Annotated in this window: 22 protein-coding genes and 1 tRNA gene; 21 read left to right on the plus strand and 2 right to left on the minus strand. The window is 69.6% G+C overall.

The window, feature by feature from the left end:
• Positions 1-45: 45 nt before the first annotated feature.
• The 16 genes from E6C64_RS01505 (at position 46) to E6C64_RS01580 (ending at position 18,302) form a co-directional block, all read left to right on the plus strand.
• Complete coding sequence (locus tag E6C64_RS01505) at positions 46-309, plus strand: phosphoribosyl-ATP diphosphatase (RefSeq protein ID WP_136425845.1); 264 nt, start codon at positions 46-48, stop codon at positions 307-309.
• A gap of 96 nt (positions 310-405) precedes the next feature.
• Positions 406-1,245 carry an ATP phosphoribosyltransferase gene (gene hisG / locus E6C64_RS01510; protein ID WP_136425846.1) on the plus strand — a complete coding sequence of 280 codons (840 nt, stop codon included), beginning with the start codon at positions 406-408 and terminating at the stop codon, positions 1,243-1,245.
• Between the two features lie 5 nt (positions 1,246-1,250).
• Positions 1,251-2,015, plus strand: a complete 765-nt coding sequence (gene hisF, locus E6C64_RS01515) for an imidazole glycerol phosphate synthase subunit HisF (protein WP_136425847.1) — start codon at positions 1,251-1,253, stop codon at positions 2,013-2,015.
• Positions 2,016-2,017: 2 nt separating this feature from the next.
• Complete coding sequence (gene hisI / locus E6C64_RS01520; RefSeq protein WP_438941834.1) at positions 2,018-2,404, plus strand: phosphoribosyl-AMP cyclohydrolase; 387 nt, start codon at positions 2,018-2,020, stop codon at positions 2,402-2,404.
• Between the two features lie 79 nt (positions 2,405-2,483).
• Positions 2,484-4,037 carry an anthranilate synthase component I gene (locus E6C64_RS01525; protein WP_136425849.1) on the plus strand — a complete coding sequence of 518 codons (1,554 nt, stop codon included), beginning with the start codon at positions 2,484-2,486 and terminating at the stop codon, positions 4,035-4,037.
• A gap of 116 nt (positions 4,038-4,153) precedes the next feature.
• Positions 4,154-4,741, plus strand: a complete 588-nt coding sequence (locus tag E6C64_RS01530) for a Trp biosynthesis-associated membrane protein (protein ID WP_136425850.1) — start codon at positions 4,154-4,156, stop codon at positions 4,739-4,741.
• 154 nt (positions 4,742-4,895) lie between these two features.
• Positions 4,896-5,129 (plus strand): HGxxPAAW family protein, encoded by a 234-nt coding sequence (locus tag E6C64_RS01535; protein ID WP_136425851.1) that lies wholly within the window; start codon positions 4,896-4,898, stop codon positions 5,127-5,129.
• Between the two features lie 6 nt (positions 5,130-5,135).
• On the plus strand, positions 5,136-5,912 hold the full coding sequence (gene trpC, locus E6C64_RS01540; protein WP_136425852.1) for an indole-3-glycerol phosphate synthase TrpC: 777 nt from the start codon (positions 5,136-5,138) through the stop codon (positions 5,910-5,912).
• Positions 5,909-7,198: a tryptophan synthase subunit beta gene (gene trpB, locus E6C64_RS01545; protein ID WP_136425853.1), complete on the plus strand. Its 1,290-nt coding sequence runs from the start codon at positions 5,909-5,911 to the stop codon at positions 7,196-7,198. The genes trpC and trpB overlap by 4 nt, the downstream gene beginning before the upstream one ends.
• A complete protein-coding gene (gene trpA / locus E6C64_RS01550; protein ID WP_136425854.1) occupies positions 7,195-8,073 on the plus strand; it encodes a tryptophan synthase subunit alpha in 879 nt (292 codons plus the stop codon). The genes trpB and trpA overlap by 4 nt, the downstream gene beginning before the upstream one ends.
• On the plus strand, positions 8,070-9,092 hold the full coding sequence (gene lgt / locus E6C64_RS01555; RefSeq protein WP_136425855.1) for a prolipoprotein diacylglyceryl transferase: 1,023 nt from the start codon (positions 8,070-8,072) through the stop codon (positions 9,090-9,092). The genes trpA and lgt overlap by 4 nt, the downstream gene beginning before the upstream one ends.
• A gap of 427 nt (positions 9,093-9,519) precedes the next feature.
• Positions 9,520-14,049 carry a glutamate synthase large subunit gene (gene gltB, locus E6C64_RS01560; RefSeq protein ID WP_136426367.1) on the plus strand — a complete coding sequence of 1,510 codons (4,530 nt, stop codon included), beginning with the start codon at positions 9,520-9,522 and terminating at the stop codon, positions 14,047-14,049.
• Positions 14,050-14,093: 44 nt separating this feature from the next.
• Positions 14,094-15,551 carry a glutamate synthase subunit beta gene (locus E6C64_RS01565; RefSeq protein ID WP_136425856.1) on the plus strand — a complete coding sequence of 486 codons (1,458 nt, stop codon included), beginning with the start codon at positions 14,094-14,096 and terminating at the stop codon, positions 15,549-15,551.
• Between the two features lie 86 nt (positions 15,552-15,637).
• A complete protein-coding gene (gene pyk, locus E6C64_RS01570; protein ID WP_136425857.1) occupies positions 15,638-17,080 on the plus strand; it encodes a pyruvate kinase in 1,443 nt (480 codons plus the stop codon).
• 5 nt (positions 17,081-17,085) lie between these two features.
• Positions 17,086-17,844, plus strand: a complete 759-nt coding sequence (locus E6C64_RS01575) for an alpha/beta fold hydrolase (RefSeq protein ID WP_136425858.1) — start codon at positions 17,086-17,088, stop codon at positions 17,842-17,844.
• Positions 17,845-17,978: 134 nt separating this feature from the next.
• On the plus strand, positions 17,979-18,302 hold the full coding sequence (locus E6C64_RS01580; protein ID WP_136425859.1) for a hypothetical protein: 324 nt from the start codon (positions 17,979-17,981) through the stop codon (positions 18,300-18,302).
• 80 nt (positions 18,303-18,382) lie between these two features.
• Here the strand turns inward: E6C64_RS01580 and E6C64_RS01585 are convergent.
• Positions 18,383-18,463, minus strand: a tRNA-Leu gene (locus tag E6C64_RS01585).
• Positions 18,464-18,560: 97 nt separating this feature from the next.
• Here E6C64_RS01585 and E6C64_RS01590 point away from each other — a divergent pair.
• Entirely contained in the window at positions 18,561-19,166 is a 606-nt protein-coding gene (locus E6C64_RS01590) for an ANTAR domain-containing response regulator (protein ID WP_136425860.1), read from the plus strand.
• A 30-nt stretch (positions 19,167-19,196) separates the two neighbouring features.
• Positions 19,197-19,955 carry an SDR family NAD(P)-dependent oxidoreductase gene (locus tag E6C64_RS01595; RefSeq protein ID WP_136425861.1) on the plus strand — a complete coding sequence of 253 codons (759 nt, stop codon included), beginning with the start codon at positions 19,197-19,199 and terminating at the stop codon, positions 19,953-19,955.
• An 86-nt stretch (positions 19,956-20,041) separates the two neighbouring features.
• On the opposite strand, the gene E6C64_RS01600 is transcribed toward E6C64_RS01595, so the two are convergent.
• The gene (locus E6C64_RS01600; RefSeq protein WP_438941835.1) at positions 20,042-20,386 is read right to left on the minus strand and encodes a PaaI family thioesterase; all 345 of its coding nucleotides are present in this window, start codon (positions 20,384-20,386) and stop codon (positions 20,042-20,044) included.
• 168 nt (positions 20,387-20,554) lie between these two features.
• Here E6C64_RS01600 and polA point away from each other — a divergent pair, with 168 nt between their 5' ends.
• From polA to E6C64_RS01615, 3 genes are all read left to right on the plus strand, one after another.
• Positions 20,555-23,260: a DNA polymerase I gene (gene polA / locus E6C64_RS01605; protein WP_136425863.1), complete on the plus strand. Its 2,706-nt coding sequence runs from the start codon at positions 20,555-20,557 to the stop codon at positions 23,258-23,260.
• Between the two features lie 47 nt (positions 23,261-23,307).
• Positions 23,308-23,757, plus strand: a complete 450-nt coding sequence (locus tag E6C64_RS01610) for a PTS mannitol transporter subunit IIA (RefSeq protein ID WP_136425864.1) — start codon at positions 23,308-23,310, stop codon at positions 23,755-23,757.
• Between the two features lie 187 nt (positions 23,758-23,944).
• Positions 23,945-25,651, plus strand: a complete 1,707-nt coding sequence (locus tag E6C64_RS01615) for a DUF885 domain-containing protein (RefSeq protein WP_136425865.1) — start codon at positions 23,945-23,947, stop codon at positions 25,649-25,651.
• Positions 25,652-25,762 lie beyond the last annotated feature (111 nt).

Genomic DNA, 25,762 nt, shown 5'->3' on the forward strand with positions numbered 1-25,762 from the left:
TCGAGTCGATCAACGCGATGGGGGATCCCCGGTACCCTGTGAGACGTGAAGACGTTCGACGACCTGTTCGCTGAGCTCGCGAGCAAGGCCGAGACGCGCCCCGAAGGGTCGGCCACCGTCGCCGAGCTCGATGCCGGCGTGCACGCCATCGGCAAGAAGATCGTCGAAGAGGCCGCCGAGGTGTGGATGGCCGCCGAGTACGAGTCCGACGAGCGCCTCGCCGAAGAGGTCTCGCAGCTGATCTACCACCTGCAGGTCGTCCTGCTCGCCCGCGGCCTCAGCACGGAGGACGTCTACCGACATCTGTGACCGGCATCGCGCGCTGCACGGCAGCGACGCGGCACCCGGTCCGGAGACGGACGACATCCCCCTGCTGGCTCACGACCACGACGAGAAGAGACCTCCATGCTGAAGATCGCCGTGCCCAACAAGGGCACCCTGAGCGAGAGCGCCGCCGACATGCTCCGCGAGGCGGGCTACGCCGGCCGCCGCGACCCGAAGGAGCTGATCGTCGCCGACCCCCGCAACGACGTCGAGTTCTTCTACCTGCGCCCGCGTGACATCGCCACCTACGTCGGATCCGGAGCGCTCGACGTCGGCATCACCGGCCGCGATCTGCTCCTCGACTCCCACTCGACGGCGCAGGAGATCAAGGAGCTCGACTTCGGAGCATCCACCTTCCGGTTCGCGGGACCCATCGGCGCCTTCGACGGCCTCGAGTCGCTCAAGGGCAAGCGGGTGGCCACCAGCTACACGAGCCTGGTCGGCGACTATCTCAGCCAGCAGGGCGTCGACGTCACCCTCATCCACCTCGACGGCGCCGTCGAATCCGCCGTGCGCCTCGGTGTCGCCGATGCGGTGGCCGATGTCGTCGAGACGGGATCCACCCTGCGCAAGCAGGGGCTCGAGATCTTCGGGCCGGTGATCCTGCAGTCGAATGCCGTCCTGATCAGCACCCGCCTGGACGACCCGGCGATCGGCACGCTCACCCGTCGCTTGCAGGGCGTGATGGTCGCCCACCAGTACGTGCTGATGGACTACGACCTGCCGAGCGCTCTCATCGACCAGGCATCGCAGATCACCCCGGGCTTCGAATCGCCCACGATCTCGCCGCTGCGCGGGTCCGACTGGGTCGCCGTGCGGGTCATGGTGCCGAGGCACGACACGAACCAGCTCATGGATGCCCTCTACGAGCTCGGGGCGCGGGCGATCCTCGTCAGTCCCATCCACGCCGCCCGGATCTGACGCCGATGTCCCTCGCGACCCGCGTCATCCCCTGCCTCGACGTCTCGGCGGGGCGTGTGGTGAAGGGCGTCAACTTCAAGGACCTCCGCGATGCCGGCGACCCGGTGGAGCTCTCCCGGCGCTACTACGAGCAGGGCGCGGACGAGCTCACCTTCCTCGACGTCACGGCCACCACCGAAGAGCGGGCCACGACGTACGACGTCGTCCGCCGCACCGCCGAGCAGGTCTTCATCCCGCTCACCGTCGGCGGGGGAGTGCGCTCGCCGGAGGATGTCGCGCGGCTGCTGGCCAGCGGCGCGGACAAGATCGGCGTCAACAGCGCCGCCATCGCCCGCCCCGCGCTGATCGCCGACATCGCGGATCGATTCGGCGCCCAGGTGATCGTGCTCTCGCTCGACGTCACGCGCTCCGCGAGCACTCCGTCGGGCTTCGCCGTCACCACGCACGGTGGGCGACGCCTCACCGACCTCGATGCGCTCGAATGGGCGGCGAGCGCGATCCAGCTCGGTGCGGGTGAGCTGCTCGTCAACTCCATCGACGCGGACGGCACCAAGCAGGGCTTCGATCTGCCTCTGATCCGCGCCATGCGGGAGGTCAGCACGGTCCCCGTGATCGCCTCGGGCGGTGCAGGGGCGGTATCCCACTTCCCACCCGCCATCGCCGCGGGCGCGGACGCCGTGCTCGCCGCGTCGGTCTTCCACTCGGGGCAGCTGACCGTGGGCGACGTCAAGCGAGAATTGGCAGCGGAAGGCGTGGAGGTGCGCGCATGAGCATGACCGCAGAGCAGATCGACGAGGTCGTCGGCCACGCCAGATTCGACGATGCGGGGCTGCTTCCCGCCATCATCCAGGAGGAGTCCACGAAGGACGTCCTCATGCTGGGCTACATGAACGCCGAGGCGCTGCGCCGCACGCTCAGCGAGGGCCGGGTCACCTTCTGGTCGCGCAGCCGGCAGGAGTACTGGCGCAAGGGCGACACCTCGGGCAACGCGCAGTACGTCCGGGGCGCCGCGCTGGACTGCGATGCCGACACCGTGCTCGTGACCGTCCACCAGATCGGCCCGGCCTGCCACACCGGAGCGCACGCCTGCTTCGACGTAGAGCCGCTCGATCCCTTCGTTTCCGATCCCGGAACCGACCAAGTCACGGGGATTCTCTGAATGAGGGCCTCCGATCCGCTTGAGTCGGTCTCGACGGACCAGAAACTCCTCGATCTGGCAAGAATCACCGGAGGCACCGATGCCCAGTAGCACCCGCGAGCAGTTCGAGACGCTCGCCGCCGATCATCTCGTGGTGCCGGTCGTCCGCGAGCTGTTCGCCGGCGAGGAGACGCCGATCGGCATCTTCCGCAAGCTGGCCCTGCGTGCGGAGGGCGATCCCCGTCCTGGCACGTTCCTGCTCGAATCGGCGGCGCAGGGTGGCATCTGGTCCCGCTACTCCTTCGTCGGGGTCGCCTCGTTCGGCGTGCTGTCGGAGGACGAGGGCGCACCGGTCTGGCTCGACTACGGCCTGCCCGCCGAGCGCGCCTTCGGCGCCGCGGCGGGAGCACCCGTCGTCGGCACCCCGCTCGAGGCGATCGCCACCCTCACGGAGCGCTGGAGCACTCCGAAGATCCCGGGGATGCCGCCACTGACCGGCGGGCTGGTCGGCTTCATCGGCTGGGAGGCGGTGCGCCAGATCGAGCGCCTGCCCGACGCGCCGCCGGCGGACTTCGCCGTCCCCGGACAGGCCATGAGCTTCGTCTCAGAGCTGGTCGTCGTCGACCACCAGGCGGGCACCGTGCTGCTCGTCGCCACCGCGCTGACCGACGAGGGCGCCGCAGGGGTGGGCAACGACGAGCTCTGGGCCGATGCCCAGCGCCGCCTCGACTCGCTGCAGAAGCGGCTCTCCCGCCCGGTCGAGGCTTACCTCGCCGAGGTCGACCTGACGGTCCAGGCGGAGCCGATCGCTCGCACCGAGCGCGGCGACTTCCTCGACTCCGTCGTGGCGGCCAAGCAGTACATCCGCGACGGCGACGTGTTCCAGGTGGTCATCTCCCAGCGCTTCGAGCTCGAGACCACCGCATCGGCCCTCGACGTCTATCGCGTGCTGCGCGCCCTGAACCCGAGCCCGTACATGTACCTGCTCGCACTGGCGGCGCCGGACGGCTCCGCATACGCGGTGGTCGGCTCGTCGCCCGAGGCCCTGGTGAAGATCCAGGAGCGGCACGTCTTCACCCATCCGATCGCCGGCTCACGGCCGCGCGGAGCGACCCCCGAAGACGACCAGGCGCTGGCGGACGATCTGCTCGCCGACCCCAAGGAGCGGGCCGAGCACCTCATGCTGGTCGACCTGTCCCGCAACGACATGCTCAAGGTGTGTCAGGCGGGCAGCGTCGAGGTGACCGAGTTCATGCAGGTCGAGCGATTCAGCCACATCATGCACCTCGTCTCCTCGGTGGAGGGCGAGCTGCGCGACGACCGGAACGCGGTCGACGTGTTCCGCGCCACCTTCCCGGCCGGCACGCTGTCCGGGGCGCCGAAGCCGCGGGCGCTGGAGATCATCGACGAGCTCGAGCCCGCCCAGCGGGGCGTCTACGGCGGAGTGGTCGGCTACTTCGACTTCGCGGGCGATGCGGACCTGGCGATCGCCATCCGCACGGCGCTGATCTCGCACGGCACCGCCCGGGTGCAGGCGGGCGCGGGCCTGGTCGCGGATTCCGATCCGGACACCGAGTTCATCGAGTCGCAGAACAAGGCCGCAGCGCCCCTCCGCGCCGTCGCCATCGCCAACTCGCTCGCGAGGGTGCGCTGACCTCCGGGGGCGCCGCCGCCGCGGGCGGCGCGGCGGGCGGAGCGGAGCGGACAGTCGGGGCCGGGAACCCGACGCGCTCGCGCCGGGTCGGCGGCCGCCAGGCGAAGTACCTGCTCATGGCCGGAATCGTCGTCGCGGGCGGGCTGGTCCTCGTCGCCTGGAACGCGCCGTGGATGACGGTGACGCTCGCGGCGGACTCGAGCGCGCTGGAGGTGCGCGGCGCCTCCGCGGCTCCCGCCCTCAGCGCCATCGCGATCGCCTGCGTCGCCCTCGCCGGCGCTCTGAGCATCGCCGCACGGATCCTCCGCTACGTCGCCGCCGTGCTGCTCGCCGGGCTCGGCCTCGGCGTGGTGCTCGCGTCCCAGTCGGTGATCGCCGACCCGCTGGCGGGCGCCGAAGGCAGCATCTCCACGGTCACCGGGGTGGCGGGCAGCGCCTCGGTCCGTTCCCTCGTCTCGTCGACCGAGCTGAGCTTCTGGCCCTACGTCGCCATCGTCGGGGGAGTGCTGCTGGTCCTCCTCGCCGCAGGCATCGCCGCGACCGCCCACTCCTGGCCGGCGTCCGGGCGACGGTACGCGAGCCCGCAGGTCGAACCCGGCGCCGCAGCCGCGAAGCCGGCGGCCGCTCCGACTCCTCGCGACGTCGTGCACAACACCGCGGACGACTGGGACTCGCTGACCGGCGGCAACGACCCGACGGACTGAGATCCGTTCGCAGCGGCGGAACGCGGCCGTGCGGACATTACGCACCCGGGTACCAGCGCGTTTCGTCCGCAGCGCCGCGTCGTGTCCGCAGCACCGCGTCCTGTGACGCACGCCTATCGAGGCTCACTGCCGACTACCTCTAGAATTGGGTCCCATGAGCGCACCTGTGTCCCCGGACCACCACGGCGATTCGCCGGCCGCCTGGATCTCCGTCGTGGTCATGCTGGTGGGCTTCGCCGTCGGCACCGTCGCGTTCTTCCTGGCCATCGTGCCCATCGTCTTCGTCGGCGTCGCGATCATCGTCATCGGCTTCATCCTCTGGCCGGTTCTGGCCAAGGCGGGCTTCGGCGTGAACGGCCCGCGCTACACCTCGAAAGCGCATAGCTGACCCGTCGTGTCCCTACTCACCGAGCTCGTCGCCGGCGCACTGACCGACGCCGAAGCGCGCCGGGTCGACCTCCCGCTCTCCGCGGTGGAGCGACTGGCAGCTGAGGCCCCCGCACCCCTCGACGCCCTCGACTTCCTGCGCCCCGCGGACAAGGTCAAGATCATCGCCGAGGTGAAGCGATCGAGCCCCTCCCGCGGGCGCCTCGCGGACATCCCCGACCCCGCGGCTCTCGCGGCCTCCTACGAGGTCGGAGGAGCCAGCGCAATCAGCGTGCTCACCGAGGAGCGTCGCTTCCTGGGTTCCCTGCAGGACCTCCGCGACGTCCGCGACGCAGTGTCGCTGCCGGTGCTGCGCAAGGACTTCATCGCCGAGCCGTACCAGGTGTTCGAAGCGCGAGCAGCAGGGGCGGACCTCGTGCTGCTCATCGTCGCCGCATTGGAGCAGAAGCAGCTCGCCGAGCTCTTCGCACTGGTGTCCGAGCTCGGGATGACCGCCCTCGTCGAGACCCACTCCGCCGACGAGGTCGAACGGGCCTTGGACATCGGAGCGCAACTGGTCGGGGTCAACGCCCGCGACCTCGCCACCTTCGAGCTCGACCAGGAGCTGTTCGGCCGCCTGGCCGACGGCATCCCCGGCTCGGTGATCCGCGTCGCGGAGTCGGCGGTCAAGACCGCCGCCGACGTCGCCCACTACCGCCGTGCCGGAGCAGACGTCGTGCTCGTCGGAGAGGCACTCGTCACCGGTGACCCGGTGGCCCGACTCGAGGAGTTCCGCAACGCATGACGGATACATCAGCACTCTCGTCAGCAACCCACACCTCAACGACCCAGACCGTGCCGGGCGCGCCGGTGGAGGTCAGTGCCGGCCTGCAGCAGCCGGGCCCCTATTTCGGCGAGTACGGAGGACGCTTCGTCCCCGAGTCGCTCATCGCCGCCCTCGACGAGCTGACGGCCGCGTGGGAGGCGGCCAAGGCCGACCCCGCCTTCGGTCTCGAACTGTCCGACCTGCACAGGACCTACACCGGACGCCCGTCGATCATCACCGAGGTGCCGCGCTTCGCGGCGCATGCCGGCGGCGCCCGGATCATCCTCAAGCGCGAGGATCTCAACCACACCGGCTCGCACAAGATCAACAACGTGCTCGGCCAGGCGCTGCTCACGAAGCGGATCGGCAAGACCCGAGTCATCGCCGAGACCGGGGCGGGACAGCACGGGGTCGCCACCGCGACCGCCGCCGCGCTGTTCGGCATGGACTGCGTCATCTACATGGGCGAGGTCGACACCGAGCGCCAGGCGCTCAACGTGGCGCGGATGCGTCTGCTGGGTGCCGAGGTCGTCGCCGTCACCTCGGGATCGCGCACGCTCAAGGACGCCATCAACGACGCGATGCGCGACTGGGTCACCAACGTCGAGACCACCAACTACATCTTCGGCACCGTCGCCGGCCCCCACCCGTTCCCGGCCATGGTCCGCGATCTGCAACGGATCATCGGCGACGAGGCCCGTGAGCAGGTCATCGAGCTGACCGGATCGCTGCCGTCCGCAGTGGCCGCCTGCGTCGGCGGCGGCAGCAACGCGATGGGCATCTTCACCGCCTTCATCGACGACCCCGAGGTCGCGCTCTACGGCTACGAGGCGGCGGGCGACGGAGCGGACACCCCGCGCCATGCAGCCACCATCACCAAGGGCCGCCCCGGCGTGCTGCACGGAGCGCGCAGCTACCTGCTGCAGGACGAGGACGGTCAGACCGTCGAGTCGCACTCGATCTCCGCCGGCCTCGACTACCCGGGCGTCGGACCGGAGCACGCCTGGCTTGCCGACATCGGCCGCGCGAACTACCGGCCGATCACCGACGCCCAGGCCATGAACGCCCTGCGCCTGCTGAGCCGCACCGAGGGCATCATCCCGGCCATCGAGTCGGCCCATGCCCTGGCCGGTGCCCTGGAGCTCGGCAAGGAGCTCGGCCCCGAGTCCGTCATCCTGGTCAATCTCTCCGGCCGCGGCGACAAGGACATGACGACCGCCGGCACCTACTTCGACCTCCTCGACGCGGGAGCGGAGCAGCAGTGAGCGGCGCCTCTTCGAGCACCAGCCCGGTCGCCGCCAGGATCAGTCAACGCCGCGACGACGGCACGGGCGCGCTGGTCGGCTACCTCCCCATCGGATTCCCCGACCTCGACACGAGCATCGAGGCCGCCGTCGCGCTGGTCGAGAACGGCGTCGACATCCTCGAGCTGGGGCTGCCGTATTCGGACCCCGTCATGGACGGCCCGGTCATCCAGGCCGCAGCTCAGCAGTCCCTCGCGAACGGCTTCAAGCTCCGCCACGCGTTCGACGCCGTCCGCGCGGTGAAGGAGCGGGTCTCGGCGCCGGTCCTGCTGATGACCTACTGGAACCCGATCATCCAGTTCGGCGTCGACAGCTTCGCCGACCAGCTGCAGGCGGCCGGGGGAGCGGGGCTCATCACGCCCGACCTCGTACCGGACGAGGCGACAGGCTGGCTCGCCGCGTCCGACCGCACCGGACTCGACCGCGTCTTCCTCGCGGCCCCGTCCTCCTCCGAGACCCGCCTCCGCCGCACGGCCGAGGTCAGTCGCGGCTTCGTCTACGCGGTCTCGACCATGGGCATCACCGGTGCGCGCGCCGACGTCGACCGCGCTGCCCGCGGACTCGTCGGCCGACTCCGAGATGTCGGAGTGGACGGCGAGAGCGCCTTCACCTGCGTCGGAATCGGCATCTCGACCGGCAAGCAGGTCCGTGAGGTGCTCGGCTACGCCGACGGCGCGATCGTCGGATCGGCGCTCGTTGCCGCCCTCGCCGAAGGCGGAGTCAGCGCGGTCGCGGCCTGTGCCGCCGGGCTCTCCGAAGGCACGGCGCCGGTCGGCGCCGACGACGCCATCGCAGCCGTCGCCGACGTCGCGCGCGAAGGCTCGGTCTCGGCATGAGCGGTCTTGTAGGCTCGTCGCTCGTGGCGCCGCTCAGCATCCCCAGTCCTCCCAGCGAATGGGTGACCTACGTCATCCCCGTCGGCGGGCTGACCTTCACCATCCACGCCTACGCGCTGATCATCCTGGTCGGCATCATCGCGGCCATCGTGCTCACCTCGCGCCGTCTCACGGCCCGCGGGGCAGAGCCGGGCATCGTCATCGACATCGCCCTCTGGGCTGTGCCGCTCGGCATCATCGGAGCACGGCTCTACCACGTGTTCACCCACGTCTCCGACTACTTCGTGGCCGGCAAGAGCCCGCTGGACACCTTCATCGGCGTCATCGCGATCTGGGAGGGCGGCAACGCCATCTTCGGATCGCTGATCGGCGGAGCGATCGGCGTGCTCATCGGCTGCCGGATCTCGGGACTGCGCTTCTGGACCTTCGCCGACGCGCTCGCTCCCGGGCTGCTCATCGCGCAGGCCCTGGGCAGGCTCGGCAACTGGTTCAACGTCGAGCTCTACGGGATCCCCACCGACCTGCCGTGGGGCCTCGAGGTGCCATCGAGCAACTCCGCCTTCCCCGCAGGGCTCGCGGACGGCACGCTCTTCCACCCGACCTTCCTCTACGAGCTGATCTGGAACCTGATCGGCGCCGCCCTGCTGATCGTGCTCGGCCGCAGGGCTTCGCTGCAGTGGGGCAAGACCCTGGCGCTCTACCTCATCTGGTACGGCATCGGCCGCTCGGCCATCGAATCCATCCGGATCGACACCAGCGAGGTCTTCCTCGGCATCCGCACCAACGTCTGGGCGGGCTTCGCCGCGATCCTCATCGGCGTCGTGATCTTCGTCGTGCAGTCGCGTCGCCACCCGGGCCTCGAGCCCAGCCCCTACCGACCCGGCCGCGAGTGGGCGGGCGATCGCAAACCGGTAGGCTCCAGCTACACCGCCTCGGACTTCGAGGATGGCGCCGGCCCGGACACCACGGATGCCGCGCCCCGCGAAGCCGCCACAAGCGGAGCAGCGAGAAGCAAGTAGCGCCGGATCGGCACCCGATCCTCGACGCTACGCAGCGCCGAGGATCTCCGCCTCACGTCGGGAAGACGCCTCAGTCCGTCGAACGAGTGCCCAGCATCGGTCGAGCGACATCGACCCGGCCCGCCGTGCCGCACAATGGATGGACCTCGCCGAACCGGCGACGACCTCACGGACCGCCCGCACCCTGACAGCGATCCACGCGAACGAAGCCGGCAGCACCCTGCCAGCACCACCTGCCAGCACCACACACTCTTAGAGGGCCATCGACGTCCCTGCCCCACCACCATCCCTCGAGGAAGGCGTGCCGATGAACAGCGGACAGGACAAGGTCGCCTCGCGCGACGGCTCCACGGCCCTACCGGTTCCATCTGTGCCTGCTCCATCTGCTCCGACTCCGTTCGGCCAGTTCTCCACCCGGCCCGCGGCCATGGGCATGTACGACCCCTCCGCGGAGAAGGACGCCTGCGGGCTCGCGATGGTCGCCACCATGCGCGGCTACGGCGGCCACGACATCATCGACGCTGCGCTCGGCGCGCTGCGCAACCTGGAGCACCGCGGGGCGGTCGGCTCCGACGCCGGAACCGGTGACGGCGCCGGCATCCTCACCCAGATCCCCGACGAGTTCCTCCGCGCCGTCGTGCCGTTCGAGCTGCCGCCCGTCGGTCAGTACCTCGTCGGCCTCGCCTTCCTGCCCACCGACGACGCCGAGCGCGCCGCCCTCAAGGCGAACATCGAGAAGCTGGCCGAAGAGGAGAACCTGAAGGTCCTCGGCTGGCGCGACGTTCCCCACCGCCCCGAGGAGGTCGGCAACCTCGCCCGCAGCGCGATGCCCGTCTTCGAGCAGCTGTTCCTCGAGAGCGTCCGGCACGACAAGGGCGGGATCCCCTTCGCGGGCATCGTCCTCGACCGGCAGGCCTTCCGACTGCGCAAGCGGTCCGAACGCGAGTACGGCGCCTTCTTCTGCTCGCTGTCCAGCCGCACCCTCGTGTACAAGGGGATGGTCACGACCCTGCAGCTCGAGCCGTTCTACCCCGACCTGTCGGACGAGCGCTTCTCGACCGCCCTCGCGCTCGTGCACTCCCGCTACTCCACGAACACCTTCCCGTCGTGGCCACTCGCCCAGCCGTTCCGGATGATCGCCCACAACGGCGAGATCAACACGGTGCAGGGCAACCGCAACTGGATGCGCGCTCGCCAGTCGCAGCTCGAGAGCGAGCTGATCGGAGACATCGGCCCGATGCTCCCCATCGTCACCCCCGGCGCCAGCGACTCCGCCTCCTTCGACGAGGTCGTCGAGCTGCTCAGCCTCACCGGCCGGTCCCTGCCGCACGCCGTGATGATGATGGTGCCCGAGGCGTGGGAGAACAACCCCGCCATGGACCCCGAGCGTCACGCTTTCTACGAGTACCACTCGATGCTCATGGAGCCGTGGGACGGGCCCGCCGCCCTCGTCTTCACCGACGGCTCGCTCGTCGGCGGCACACTCGACCGCAACGGGCTGCGCCCCGGACGATTCCTCGTCACCGACGACGGACTCGTCGTCGCCGCCAGCGAGATGGGCGTCATCGACGTCGACCCCGCCAAGGTCGTCCGCAAGGGCCGCCTCCGTCCCGGCCGGATGCTCATCGTCGACACCGTCGCCGGTCGGATCATCGAAGACGACGAGATCAAGGCCGACCTCGCATCCGCCGAGCCGTACGCCGAGTGGCTCGAAGGCGGCCGGATCCACCTCGCCGACCTGCCCGAGCGCGAGCACATCGTGCACACGCCCGCCTCCGTCACCCGCCGCCAGCGCACCTTCGGCTACACCGAGGAGGAGGTCCGCATCCTGCTCGCGCCCATGGCCCGCGCCGGAGCCGAGCCCCTCGGCGCCATGGGATCCGACACCCCGATAGCGGTCCTCTCGGACCGTCCTCGGCTGCTCTTCGACTACTTCACCCAGCAGTTCGCCCAGGTGACCAACCCGCCGCTCGACTCCATCCGCGAAGAGGTCGTCACCTCCCTCGGCTGCGGACTCGGCCCGGAGCGCAACCTGCTCTCGGCGGGGCCGGAGCACGCCAAGCAGGTCGTGCTCTCGTTCCCGGTCATCGACAACGACGAGCTCGCCAAGATCCAGCACATCGACCCGTCGCCCGGAAGCTCGGTGACCACGACCGTCCGCGGCCTGTACCGGGTCGATGACGGCCCCATGGCCCTGCAGCGCCGGATCGCCGCCATGTGCGACGAGGTGGACGAGGCGATCGAGAGCGGCGCCCAGTTCATCGTGCTATCCGACCGCGACTCCACCCGCGAGCTCGCTCCCATGCCGTCCCTGCTGATGACCGCCGCGATCCACCACCACCTCATCCGCAGGGAGAACCGGATGAAGGTCGGCCTCGTGATCGAGGCCGGGGACGTCCGCGAGGTGCACCACGTCGCGCTGCTGATCGGCTACGGCGCATCGGCGGTGAATCCGTACCTCGCCATGGAGTCCTGCGAGCAGCTCGTCCGCTCCGGCGCCATCACGGGCATCACGCCCGAGAAGGCCGTCAAGAACGTGATCAAGGCTCTCGGCAAGGGCGTGCTCAAGATCATGTCGAAAATGGGGATCTCGACCGTCTCGTCCTACGCGGGCGCCCAGGCGTTCGAGGCCGTCGGCCTCTCCCAGGCCTTCATCGACGAGTACTTCACGGGCACGGTCACCAAGCTCGGCGGTGTCGGCATCGACGTCATCGCGGCCGAGAGCGCCGCCCGGCACACCTCCGCGTACCCGGACGACGCGGCCATCGTCGCGCACGAGCGCCTGTGGACCGGCGGCGAGTACCAGTGGCGCCGCGACGGCCCGCCCCATCTCTTCAACCCCGACACCGTCTTCCGGCTGCAGCACTCCACCCGCCAGCGCCGGTACGACATCTTCCGCGAGTACACCAAGCTCATCGACGACCAGGCCGAGAAGCTGATGACGCTGCGCGGACTGTTCAAGGTGAAGCACCACGACAGGAAGCCGATCCCGCTCGACGACGTCGAGCCGATCGAGAGCATCGTCCGCCGCTTCAACACCGGGGCGATGAGCTACGGCTCCATCTCCAAGGAGGCGCACGAGACGCTCGCGATCGCCATGAACCAGCTCGGCGGACGCAGCAACACAGGTGAGGGCGGCGAGGACGTCGATCGCCTCCTCGACCCGGAGCGCCGCAGTGCCATCAAGCAGGTCGCGTCCGGCCGGTTCGGCGTCACGAGCATGTACCTGACCCATGCCACGGACATCCAGATCAAGCTCGCCCAGGGCGCCAAGCCGGGTGAGGGCGGGCAGCTACCCCCGGGCAAGGTGTATCCGTGGATCGCCCGCACCCGGCACGCCACCGCGGGCGTCGGCCTCATCTCCCCGCCCCCGCATCACGACATCTACTCGATCGAAGACCTCAAGCAGCTGATCTTCGACCTCAAGCGGGCAAACCCCGACGCGCGAGTGCACGTCAAGCTGGTCAGCCAGAACGGGATCGGCGCCGTCGCGGCCGGTGTCGCGAAGGCCAAGGCGGACGTCGTGCTCGTCTCCGGGCACGACGGCGGAACGGGCGCCAGCCCGCTCAACTCGCTGAAGCACGCCGGAACGCCATGGGAGCTCGGATTGGCCGAGACCCAGCAGACCCTCATGCTCAACGGGCTCCGCGACCGGGTCACCGTGCAGGTCGACGGCCAGATGAAGACCGGCCGCGACGTGCTCATCGCCGCGCTCCTCGGCGCCGAGGAGTACGGCTTCGCCACCGCGCCTCTCGTCGTCGAGGGCTGCATCCTGATGCGGGTCTGCCACCTCGACACCTGCCCGGTCGGCGTCGCGACCCAGAACCCCGAGCTGCGCAAGCGCTTCACGGGCAAGCCCGAGTTCGTCGTGAACTTCTTCGAGTTCCTCGCCCAGGAGGTCCGCGAGCTGCTCGCCGAGCTCGGCTACAGGACGCTCGACGAGGTCATCGGCCGCAACGACCTGCTCGACGTGGACCGCGCCGTGGACCACTGGAAGGCGGACGGCCTCGACCTGTCGCCGATCCTGGTCGGCCCGGAGTTCAGCGCCGACGAGCCCCGCATCGGCACCGTCGCGCAGGACCACGAGCTGGAGCACCACTTCGACCGCCAGCTGATCCACAAGGCCGCCGACGTGCTCGAGAACGGCGGTCGGCTCCTGCTCGACCTGCCGATCCGCAACACCGAGCGCGCCGTCGGGACCATGCTCGGCCACGAGGTCACCAAGCGCCACGGCGTCAACGGTCTCGCGGACGGCTCGATCGACGTGACCCTCCGGGGATCGGCCGGCCAGTCGCTCGGCGCCTTCATGCCGGGCGGCATCACGCTGCGCCTCATCGGCGACAGCAACGACTACGTCGGCAAGGGGCTCTCGGGCGGCTCGATCATCCTGCGGCCGCCGGCGAACGCCGGCTTCGTCGCCGAGGACAACGTGATCGCCGGCAACGTCATCGGCTACGGCGCCACGCAGGGCGTCATGTTCCTGCGCGGCATCGTCGGCGAGCGCTTCCTGGTCCGCAACTCGGGCGCAACGGCGGTCGTCGAGGGAGTGGGCGACCACGCCCTCGAGTACATGACGGGTGGGCTCGCGCTCATCCTCGGCTCCGTCGGCCGCAACCTCGGCGCCGGCATGTCGGGCGGCACCGCCTACGTGTACGGACTCGAGACGGAGAGCGTCAACCGCGATGCCATCGCGACCGGCGAGCTCACCCTGTCCGCCCTCGACTCCGCCGATGTCGAGATCGTCCGCGACCTGCTCGAACGGCACCTCGCCGAGACGGGCTCCGCCGTGGCGGAGCGGATGCTGGCCGACTTCGACGCATCCGTCGCCGGCTTCACCAAGGTGCTGCCGCGCGACTACGCCGCGGTGCTCGCCACCCGTCAGACGGCGGTCGACGAGGGACTCGACCCCGACGGCGACGTCGTCTGGGGACGCATCATGGAGGTGACCGGTGGCTGAGGGGTATGAGTCTTCGCGTCCGGTTCTCGAGAAGGTTGTTCTGAATGGCTGATCCCAAGGGATTCCTCAAGGTCCAGAAGCGCGAGCTGCCGAAGCGGCGCCCCGTGCCCGTGCGGCTCATGGACTGGAAAGAGGTCTACGAGAAGCAGAAGAGCGGCGAGCTCATTCGACAGGCCGGACGCTGCATGGACTGCGGCATCCCGTTCTGCCACCAGGGCTGCCCGCTCGGCAACCTCATCCCGGAGTGGAACGACCTCACCTGGCGTGGCGAGGGTCGCCAGGCCAGCGATCGGCTGCATGCCACGAATAACTTCCCCGAGTTCACCGGGCGCCTCTGCCCGGCGCCCTGCGAGGCGAGCTGCGTGCTGGGCATCAACCAGCCTGCTGTCACCATCAAGCAGGTCGAGGTGTCGATCGCCGACATGGCGTTCAGCAACGGCTGGATCGAGCCCCACCCGCCGCAGCGCCTCACCGGCAAGACGGTCGCCGTCGTCGGGTCCGGCCCGGCAGGCCTCGCGGCCGCCCAGCAGCTGACCCGTGCCGGCCACACCGTCGCGGTCTACGAGCGCGACGACCGGATCGGCGGACTGCTGCGCTACGGCATCCCCGAGTTCAAGATGGAGAAGAAGGTCCTCGAGACCCGCCTGGGCCAGATGCTCGCCGAGGGCACCCGCTTCCGCGCCGGCGTCAACATCGGCGTGGACATCTCCTGGAGCGACCTTCGGGCCCGCTACGACGCCGTCGTCATCGCGACCGGCGCCATGGTCCCGCGCGATCTGCCCATCCCCGGACGCGACCTCGACGGCGTGCATTTCGCCATGGAGTACCTGGTCCAGGCCAACAAGGCCGTCGCGGGCGATGTGGTCGACAGTCAGATCGTCGCGGAGGACAAGCACGTCGTCATCCTCGGCGGCGGCGACACGGGAGCCGACTGCCTCGGCACCGCCAACCGCCAGAAGGCCGCCTCGGTCACCACCCTGGCGATCGGCAAGCAGCCGCCGAGCGAGCGCATCGAAGGCCAGCCCTGGCCGACCTTCCCGACCCTGTTCGAGGTCGCCAGCGCCCACGAGGAGGGCGGAGTGCGCGAGTACCTGGCCTCCACCGTCGAGTTCCTCGGCGACGGCGACGGCAACGTCCGGGCGATCCGCGTCGCGGAGACGGAGTTCCTCGACGGCAGGCGCGTGCCCAAGGCGGGCACCGAGCGCGAGATCCCCGCGGACCTCGTGCTGCTCGCCCTCGGCTTCACCGGCCCCGAGAGCGATCAGCTCATCGACCAGCTCGCGATCCCGTTCGACCAGCGCGGCAACGTCGAGCGCGCCGGCGACTACCAGACCAGCCTGCCCGGCGTGTTCGTGGCTGGCGACGCGGGCCGCGGCCAGTCGCTCATCGTCTGGGCGATCGCCGAGGGCCGCGCCGCGGCCTCTGCGGTGGACGCCTACCTCGAAGGCAGCACCGAGCTGCCCTTCCCGGTCCGTCCGACCGACCACGCGATCGCGATCTGATTCAGCATCAATCCGACGTTTCCTCACCGGTCGGGCATCGTGCCTAGGCTGGACACACCACTACGTCCTCTGGAGGACCCTTCGTCATGAGACGCGCCAAGATCGTTGCGACCCTCGGGCCCGCAACCTCGAGCTATGAATCGATCCGGGCCATCATCGATGCCGGTGTCGATGTCGCCCGGCTGAACCTGAGCCACGGCACCTACGACGTCCACGAGGGCGTGTTCGCGACCGTCCGCAAGGCGGCCGAGGACGCGGGCCGCGCGGTCGGCATCCTCGTCGACCTGCAGGGGCCGAAGATCCGGCTCGGCAAGTTCGCCGACGGGCCGCACGAGCTCGCCGAGGGCGACATCTTCAAGATCACCACCGAGGACATCCTCGGCACCAAGGAGATCGTCGGCACGACCTTCAAGGGCCTGCCGCACGATGTGAAGGCGGGCGACTTCCTGCTGATCGACGACGGCAAGGTGCGCGTCGAGGTCGTCGAGACCGACGGCGTCGTCGTCACCACCAAGGTGATCGTCGCCGGACCCGTGTCGAACAACAAGGGCATCAACCTGCCCGGGGTCGCCGTCAACGTGCCCGCCCTGTCCGAGAAGGACGAGGCCGACCTCCGCTGGGGTCTCAGGATCGGCGCCGACATGATCGCCCTGTCCTTCGTCCGCAACGCGGCCGACATCGACCGCGTGCACCAGATCATGGATGAAGAGGGCAAGCGCGTCCCCGTCATCGCCAAGATCGAGAAGCCGCAGGCCGTCGACAACCTCGAGGGCATCATCGACGCCTTCGACGCGCTCATGGTCGCCCGCGGCGACCTCGGCGTCGAGCTTCCGCTCGAGGCCGTGCCCATCGTGCAGAAGCGGGCCATCGAGCTGGCACGGCGGATGGCCAAGCCGGTCATCGTCGCGACCCAGATGCTCGAGTCGATGATCCACAGCCCCGTCCCGACCCGCGCAGAGACCTCCGACGTCGCCAACGCCGTCCTCGACGGCGCCGACGCGGTCATGCTGTCCGGCGAGACGAGCGTGGGGGAGTACCCCGTCGTCACCGTCCAGACCATGGCGCGCATCGTCGAGTCCACCGAAGAGCACGGCCTCGAGCGCATCCCGCCGCTCGGCACCAAGCCGCGCACCCTGGGCGGCGCGATGACCCTCGCCGCCGCAGAGGTGGCCGAGTTCGTCGGTGCCAAGTACCTCTGCGTCTTCACCGAGTCCGGCGACTCCGCCCGGCGGATGTCGCGGCTGCGCAGTCCGTTCCCAATGAAGGCGTTCACCCCCGAGGAGGCCACCCGTCGCAAGATGGCGGTCATCTGGGGCATCCAGTCGTTCGCGACCCCTCGGGTGAAGCACACCGACGCGATGTACCGCCAGGTGGACGAGGTCCTGATCAGGGAGAACCTGGCCGAGATCGGCGACATGGTCGTCGTGATCTCCGGATCCCCTCCCGGTTCGCCCGGCTCCACCAACGACGTCCGCGTGCACAGGATCGGGGACGCCATCAATCGGCTCGCCCCCGCCTGGGAGGAGTAGCGGCCATGACCGAGCCGGTGCTCGCGGCGACGCCGCTCGCCGGCTCGGTCGACGATCCGCTGCTGATCGTCATGCCGAGCCTCGGCGGCACCGTCGCCGATTGGACGGATGCCGCGGAGCTGCTCGGCGCGGAGTACTGGGTCGTCGGCCTCGATCTGCCCGGGCACGGCGCGTCAGCTGCCGCGGTCGAGGGCTTCGCGATGGGGGAGCTCGCCGCCGCTGTGGTCAGCGTGGCCACCCGGCTCGGTGCGGAGAGCTTCGCCTTCGCGGGCGTCTCGCTGAGCGGAGGGCTCGCCATCGAGCTGGCCCTCTCCTGGACCGATCGGCTCGACGCCAGCACCGTGATCTGCTCGTCCCCGAAGATCGGCGATGCGCACGGCTGGACCGAGCGCGCGGCCGCGGTCCGCGCTGACGGGACGGCAGGGCTGCTGGACGCCCTGCGCGGCAGGTGGTTCAGCGACGACTTCCTCCGGTCATCGGCGGCCGTGGTCGAGCGGGTCCTCGCCGGGGTGGCCGCCACCGACGACGAGAGCTACGCCCTCTGCTGCGAGGCGCTCGGCGCCTGGGACTCCCGGTCCCGACTGTCCCAACTCGCGATGCCCGTGCTGGCGCTGCGTGCGGAGCTCGACACCGGAGCGACGGCAGAGGCCATGGCGCCGCTGACCGAGCTGCCGTTGGTCACCGAAGTCGTACTGCCCGGGCTGCGCCATCAGGCGGCGATCGAACGCCCCGATCTGGTCGCCGCCGCGATCCTGACGGCCTGATGCGCTGACTCGCTGACCCGAGCTTTTGATCCGGTCAGCTGCCCAGTTCTGCCGCCTGAATCGCCCTCCGAGCGGCAGAACCGGGCAGTTCACCGTCGCAACCGAGCGACCGTCCGCGGGTGTTGGATGGATGCATGACCGACTCAGCCTCCTCGAGCACCTCCGCCTACAACGACCTTCTCGCCACCCTGACCTCTGACGAGGGGATCACCGTCGGCCCGGACGGGCTGCTCGTCCACGGCACCCTCTTCGCCTACTTCGCCGAGGGCGAGCTCGTCGTCGAGGTCCCCGAAGCGCGCGCCTCAGATCTGCTCGCCCGCGGTGTCGCAGAGGAGTACAGCCACGACGGCCACCCCGACCGCAACTGGGTCAAGGTCAGCGACGCCGAGCTCTGGCCCGAGCTGGCCCATGAGGCGCATGACTTCGTGGGGGAGCCCGCCGTCGGCGGCGACTCCTAGATCACCTTCAGGCACCCAACCGCCCAGTTCTGCCGCTCCGCACGAGGTCCAAGCGACAGAACTGGGCAGTTCGGCATCGGTACCGGTGGTGGGACTCGAACCCACACGCCTCTCGGCAAAGCATTTTGAGTGCTCCGCGTCTGCCATTCCGCCACACCGGCCTGCTCGGTCAGAATACTTCCACCCTGCGGCGCTGGGCCGCCTCGACCTGCCGTCTCCGACCGCGAGCCCGGGCCAGGATACCGTAGGCTCTACCCCGTGTCAGAGCCAGTTGAAGCCCCCGCGGCGCCCCGCCGCGTAGTCGTCGCCGAGGACGAATCCCTGATCCGCCTCGACATCGTCGAGATCCTCCGCGACAACGGATTCGAGGTCGTCGGCGAGGCGGGCGACGGCGAGACCGCCGTCGCGCTCGCCACGGAGCTGCGCCCTGACCTCGTCGTCATGGACGTCAAGATGCCGCAGCTCGACGGCATCTCCGCCGCCGAACGGCTCTCCAAGAACCACATCGCGCCGGTCGTCCTGCTCACTGCGTTCAGCCAGAAGGAGCTCGTCGAGCGGGCCAGCGAGGCGGGCGCCCTCGCCTACGTCGTCAAGCCGTTCACGCCCAACGACCTCCTGCCGGCCATCGAGATCGCCCTCAGCCGCTACCAGCAGATCGTCACCCTCGAGTCCGAGGTCGCCGACATGGTGGAGCGCTTCGAGACCCGCAAGCTCGTCGACCGCGCCAAGGGCCTGCTCAACGAGAAGATGGGACTCAGCGAGCCCGACGCCTTCCGCTGGATCCAGAAGGCCTCCATGGACCGCCGGCTGACCATGCGCGACGTCGCCGTCGCGATCATCGAGCAGCTCGCCGCCAAGAAGTAGCTCCGCGGCCCAGCCTCTCCCGAGACCGTCATGCGCTCCCACGTCGTCACCGGTGGCGGGGGAGGAGTCGGCCAGGCGATCGTCGAGCGCCTCCTCGCGGTCGGTGACGCCGTCGTCATCCTCGATCGTCCTCTGGACGACGACGAGCCCGACGATGTTCCGGCCGTCGCCGAGATCAAACCCGGCCGCGAGCTGTGGATGGCGGGCGACGCGACCGATCCCGAGACCTGCGAGCGGGCCGCTCTGCTCGCCGAGACCCTTGCGCCCCTCGGCGGCTGGGTGAACTGCGCCGCGATCTTCGACGACCGCTTCCTGCACGAGGACGAGCGCACGGCGCTGGGCATCATCGGGGTGAATCTCGCTTTGGCCACGGCCGGCTGCGCCGCAGCCGTCAGCGCCTTCCGTGCCGCGGGCACCGGCGGATCCATCGTCAACGTGTCATCGCATCAGGCGCAGCGGCCCGTGCCCGGCGCTCTGCCCTACGCGGTCGCGAAGGCCGCGCTCGAGGGCCTCACCCGCGCGGTCGCCGTCGACTACGGGCTCGACGGCATCCGCTGCAACGCCGTGGCCCTCGGCAGCATCGTCACGCCTCGCTTCGACGAGGGTCAGCGCCCCGAGCTCGACCGCGTGCATGCGCTGGGCCGCGTGGGAACCCCGCAGGAGGCGGCCGAGGTCATCGCGTTCCTGCTCGGGCCGGCCTCGAGCCTGGTGACCGGCGCCGTCATCCCCGTCGACGGCGGACGCTCGATCCTCGGCATCGACCCGGAGTCGCACCGCCCGATCAGCTGATCAGTGAATATCGAGATGCCACTTTCCGTCCCTAAAACGCCTCTATAGGGACGGAAAGTGGCATCTCGAGTGGCCGGAAGCCGAGGTCAGGCGTCCCGGAGCATGTTGGTGATCCGGATGGTGGAGAGCCGGCGCTCCTGCTCGTCGCGGACGACGATCTCGTGAGTGGTCAGCGTGCGGCCCAGAGTCAGCGCCTCACAGGTGGCGACCACCCAGCCGTCGGTCACCGACCGCGAGTGGCTGGCGTTGATCTCGATGCCCACCGCGTAGCGCCCGGGACCCGCGTGGATCGCCGCCGAGATGGAGCCGAGTGACTCGCCGAGCACGACATGCGCTCCGCCGTGCAGCAGTCCGACCACCTGGCGGTTGCCCTCGACCGGCATCCGGGCCACCGAATGCGACGCCGACAGCTCGACGAAGTCGATGCCCATCTTGCGGCTCAGCTCCCCGCCCTGGGTGTCGGCGATGCGCGCACGGAGCTCGGGATCGAGGTCGTCGGGAAGCTTCGTCATCGGCAGTGTCCTCGTTCCGAGAGCGGCACCGCGGCGGTCGTCGGCACCCGGATCGGCGGTGTCGGACGCCCCGGCTAGGCTGGCTGGGTGTCAGAAAGCGATCAGCCTACCCTCCTGTTGATCGACGGCCACTCGCTGGCATTCCGGGCGTTCTACGCCCTTCCCGTCGACAGTTTCCAGACCCATGACGGTCAGCACACGAACGCCATCCACGGCTTCCTGTCGATGCTGCTGCTCCTCCTGCAGAAGGAGAAGCCCACCCACCTCGGCGTGGCGTTCGACATCTCCCGGGCCTCGTTCCGCACCCGCGACTACCCCGAGTACAAGGGGACCCGCGGCGAGACGCCATCCGAGTTCGTCGGACAGGTTCCGCTGCTGCAGGACGCCCTCAAGGCGCTCAACATCATCACGATGACCAAAGAGGACTTCGAGGCCGACGACATCCTCGCCACCCTCGCGAAGCAGGGCACCGACGCCGGCTTCAAGGTCCTGCTGGTCTCCGGCGACCGCGACGCCATCCAGCTGGTCAACGACGAGGTCACGCTGCTCTACCCGTCTCGGCAGGGCGTCAGCGACCTCACCCGCTACGACCCCGCCAAGGTGCGCGACCGCTACGGCATCGAGCCATGGCAGTACCCCGAGGTCGCCGCTCTGGTCGGCGAGACGAGCGACAACCTGCCCGGCGTCGACAAGGTCGGCGAGAAGACCGCGGTCAAGTGGATCCTGCAGTACGGCGGGCTCGAGGAGATCCTCGCCCACGCCGATGAGATCAAGGGCGTCGTCGGCAACAACCTCCGCGAGCAGCGCGACCGGGTCGAGCGCAACCGACGCCTCAACCGGCTGCGCACCGATCTCGAGCTGGAGTTCAGCCCCGCCGATCTCGTGCGCAGGCCGATGGACGAGCCCGCGGTCCGCGAGCTGTTCGGCCGCCTCGAGTTCCGCACCCTGCTCGAGCGGGTCTTCAAGCTCGAGGGGTCGATGGGCTCCCAGTCGTCCGCCGACACCCCCGAGGGTGTCATCGAGGGCGAGCCGAGCACCGCCCCCAAGGCTCCGGTGCCGCAGCGTGAGCTCCGCGGCGAGCAGCTCCAGGCATGGCTTGCCGAGCAGACGGCGGCGAACCCCGACGGCATCGGCGTGGTCGTCGAACGCCAGGAGGGGCGGGCGATCGGCTTCGGTATCGCCGGCGCCGACGACTCCCTGTCGTTGTCCTGGCCACCCAGCACCGACGAGGCCGCGCGCGCCGGGCTCGAACCGCTCGTCGCCTGGCTCGCGGGCGATTCGGCCAAGCTCTTCCACGACGCCAAGCCGCAGCTCAAGGCCATGCGGGCCTCCGGACTCGAGCTCGGGGGCCTCGCCTTCGACACGCTGATCGCCGGCTGGCTGCTCCGCCCCTCCGGCGTCGACAAGACGCTCGCCAGCCTCGTCCAGCGCTATCTCGCCGAGCAGCTGCCCGAGAGCGATCCCAACCAGCTCGTGCCCGACGACGAGGGCGACACCGGATCGCCCGCGCAGGCCTGGTACGTCCGCCGCGTCGTGCACGCGCTGCACCACGTGATGGACGAGCGGGATCTCCGCGTGCTCACCGACATCGAGCTGCCGACCCTGCGCGTGCTCGCCACCATCGAGACGAGCGGGGTGGCGATCGACACCGACCTGCTCTCCAGCCTCGGCGCCGAGCTCTCGACCCGCATCGAGGGGCTCGCGCAGGAGGCGTACTCGGTCATCGGCCGCGAGATGAACCTGGGCTCGCCCAAGCAGCTGCAGCAGGTGCTCTTCGAGGAGCTCGGCATGCCGAAGACCCGCTCGACGAAGACCGGGTTCTCCACCGACGCCGACTCGCTGGCCGACCTCATGGACAAGAGCCCGCACCCGTTCCTCGATGTGCTGCTCCAGCACCGCGATGCCACCAAGCTCCGCCAGATCATCGAGACGCTCGAACGCGGCATCGGTCCCGACCGGCGCATCCATACGACCTACGTCCAGAACGGCACGACCACCGGCCGCATCTCGTCGAACGACCCGAACCTGCAGAACATCCCGGTGCGGGCAGAAGAGGGCAGGCGGATGCGGGCCGCCTTCGTGCACGGGGCCGAGTTCGAGTCGATGCTCACCGCCGACTACTCCCAGATCGAGATGCGGATCATGGCGCACCTCTCCGAGGACGCCGGCCTGATCGAGGCCTTCAACGGAGGCGAAGACCTGCACCGCTTCGTCGGCGCGCGCATCTTCGACGTCGAACCCGCCGATGTGACCCCGCTGATGCGCACCAAGGTCAAGGCCATGTCCTACGGCCTCGCATACGGTCTCAGCGCCTTCGGCCTGTCCAAGCAGCTGCGGATCGACACGAACGAGGCCAAGCGCCTGATGACCGACTACTTCGCGCGGTTCGGCGCCGTGCGCGACTACCTGCGCAACGTCGTCGAGCAGGCGCGGGCCGACGGGTTCACCGAGACCATCTACGGTCGCCGGCGGCCCTTCCCCGACCTCAACAGCGCCAACCGGGTGCTCCGCGACAACGCCGAGCGCCAGGCGCTCAACTCGCCGATCCAGGGCTCGGCCGCCGACATCATGAAGATCGCGATGATCGACATCGACGCCGACATGCAGAAGCAGGACCTTCGCTCCCGGATGCTGATGCAGGTGCACGACGAGCTGGTGTTCGAGGTCGCGGCGGGGGAGTGGGACAGCGTGGCCCAGATCGTCACCGATCGGATGTCGCACGCCGCACAGCTGCGGGTGCCGCTCGACGTCCAGGTCGGCCGCGGCCAGAATTGGGATCAGGCCGCGCACTGAGCGGCGAGCGTCTGACGCAGGTCAGAAGGCGGGACGGAGACGGCACGATGGCAGGGCCGACGCGACGTCCGCTGACCGAGCTGCTCGGCGACTCGTCGATCCAGCTGGGCCTCACGGCCGTCGATCGCTTCGACGCGGTGCGGCAGTGCGGTGAGGCGCTGATCGCCGCCGGTGCCGCCACGTCGGTGTACCTCGACTCGATGCTCGAACGCGAGCACTCCGTCTCCACCTACATCGGCGAGGGAGTCGCGATCCCGCACGGCACCCTCGCAGGCAAGGACGCCGTGCACCGCAGCGCGATGGTGGTGTTGGGCTTCCCCGAGGGGATCGAGTGGGGCGACGAGCTCGCCTTCATCTGCGTCGGCATCGCCGCATCGGCCGGCGGCCACGTCGCTCTGGTTGCCCGGCTCGCGGAGATCCTCCTCGATCCGGCCCTGGCGACCCGACTCCGGACAGCGGCCGCCCCCGAGGACATCATCGAACTCTTCTCCGCGTAGCCGCGCGTCCGCCTCGCCCCGGTTCCACCGTTCAGAAGATCTCCACCGTTCAGGCGATCTTCACCGTTCAGGTGATTCTGCGATTTCGAACGTGGATCAGGCGATTTTCTCCTGATCCGTGGTCGAAAGCCTGAACCGTGAAGATGATCGCGGCGAGGGCGCAGGCCGACGTCAATAGGCTCGGAGGATGACCGACCAATCCCACTCCGCACCTGCCGAACAGCCGGCCGGGCGCACGCCCACGGCCATCGACGCCGTCGCCGAGCGCTGGGTCGACACCATGGTCGCGCTGTCACCGGAATGGGCCGTCTGGCTCGGTCGCCCCGGCGGCGAAGGCGAATACAGCGACTACTCCCCAGCGGGCGATGAACGGATGCTGGCGGCGATCCGCGCGACGCTCGCCGAGCTGGATGCGACCGATCCGGTCGATGCGATCGACCGGGTCACGAAGGCGGATCTGACCCGCGAGCTGCGGCTCAAGGTTGAGAAGCACGAAGCGGGCTTCCAGCTGCGCGACCTCAACGTCATCGCGTCACCGGCTCAGGGCATCCGCGAGATCTTCGACCTCATGCCGACGGACACCGAGGGCGCCTACGAGCACATCGCTCGCCGGCTCGGCAATGTCGCGGGCGCCCTCGAGGGCTATACCGAGACGCTGCGCGAGGGCATCCGTCAGGGGATCACCCCGGCGATCCGCCAGGTGACCGAGGTGATCACCGAATGCCGAGGGCATGCCGCGTCCGACGGCTTCTTCTACTCCCTCGTCGGTGCGGCCGAGGTCGGGGGAGTGCCCGTCACCGATGCGCTCCGCCGCGACCTCGACGCAGGTGCTCTCGCCGCGGCGACCGCCTACGCGGAGTTCGCCGATTTCCTCGAGACGGAGCTCGCGCCCGCCGCCGTGGAGCAGGACGGCGTCGGCCGAGAGCTCTACTCGCTGGCCTCGCGCGACTTCCTCGGTGCGACGGTCGACCTCGATGAGACCTACGAGTGGGGCCTCGCCGAGCTCGCGCGGATGACGGCGGAGCAGGAGCAGATCGCCCGCGAGATCCTCGGCGATCCCGATGGCACCATCGCCGAGGCGATCGCCCACCTCGACCAGGACGTGTCCCGCAAGCTCGACGGCACCGCGGGGCTGCAGGCGTGGATGCAGGACCTCAGCGACCGGGCCATCGAGGAGCTCGGCCGCAGCCACTTCGACATCCCCGTCGAGGTGCGTGCCCTCGAGTGCCGAATCGCGCCGACCCAGAGCGGCGGGATCTACTACACCGGCCCGTCCGACGACTTCTCCCGTCCCGGGCGGATGTGGTGGTCCGTCCCCGAGGGGGTCACCGAGTTCGACACCTGGCGGGAGACGACCACCGTCTACCACGAGGGCGTCCCCGGGCACCATCTGCAGATCGGCATCGCGACCTACAACAAGGCGCAGCTCAACTCGTGGCGGCGGATCGCCGGCACCTCCGGGCACGCCGAAGGATGGGCCCTCTATGCGGAGCGGCTGATGGACGAGCTCGGCTATCTCAGCGACCCGGGCGACCGGCTCGGCATGCTCGACGGCCAGCGGATGCGCGCCGCCCGCGTCGTCCTCGACATCGGCGTGCACCTCGGCAAGCAGCGCCCGGACGGCCAGGGACTGTGGGATGCCGACTATGCGCTCGAGTTCATGCGGGCCAACGTGAACATGGACGACGCCTTCATCCGGTTCGAGGTCAATCGCTACCTCGGCTGGCCCGGGCAGGCGCCCGCCTACAAGGTCGGCCAGCGGATCTGGGAGCAGCTGCGCGACGAGGCTCGCGAGCGGGAGGGCGCCGACTTCTCGATCAAGCGCTTCCACCGGCGGGCGCTCGACGTCGGCGGGGTCGGCCTCGACACCCTCCGCGAGGCGCTCGCAGACTAGCTTCGGAGGCCGATCTGCCCAGTTCTACTGCCTGCCCGCGCTTCCCGGCGGCAGAACTCGGCAGCTCGGCGTCACGGTTCGTCGAACACGCAGTTCGGCCGTCCGAACCGG

It is taken from the genome of Naasia lichenicola, assembly GCF_004801885.1.
Lineage (GTDB): Bacteria > Actinomycetota > Actinomycetes > Actinomycetales > Microbacteriaceae > Naasia > Naasia lichenicola.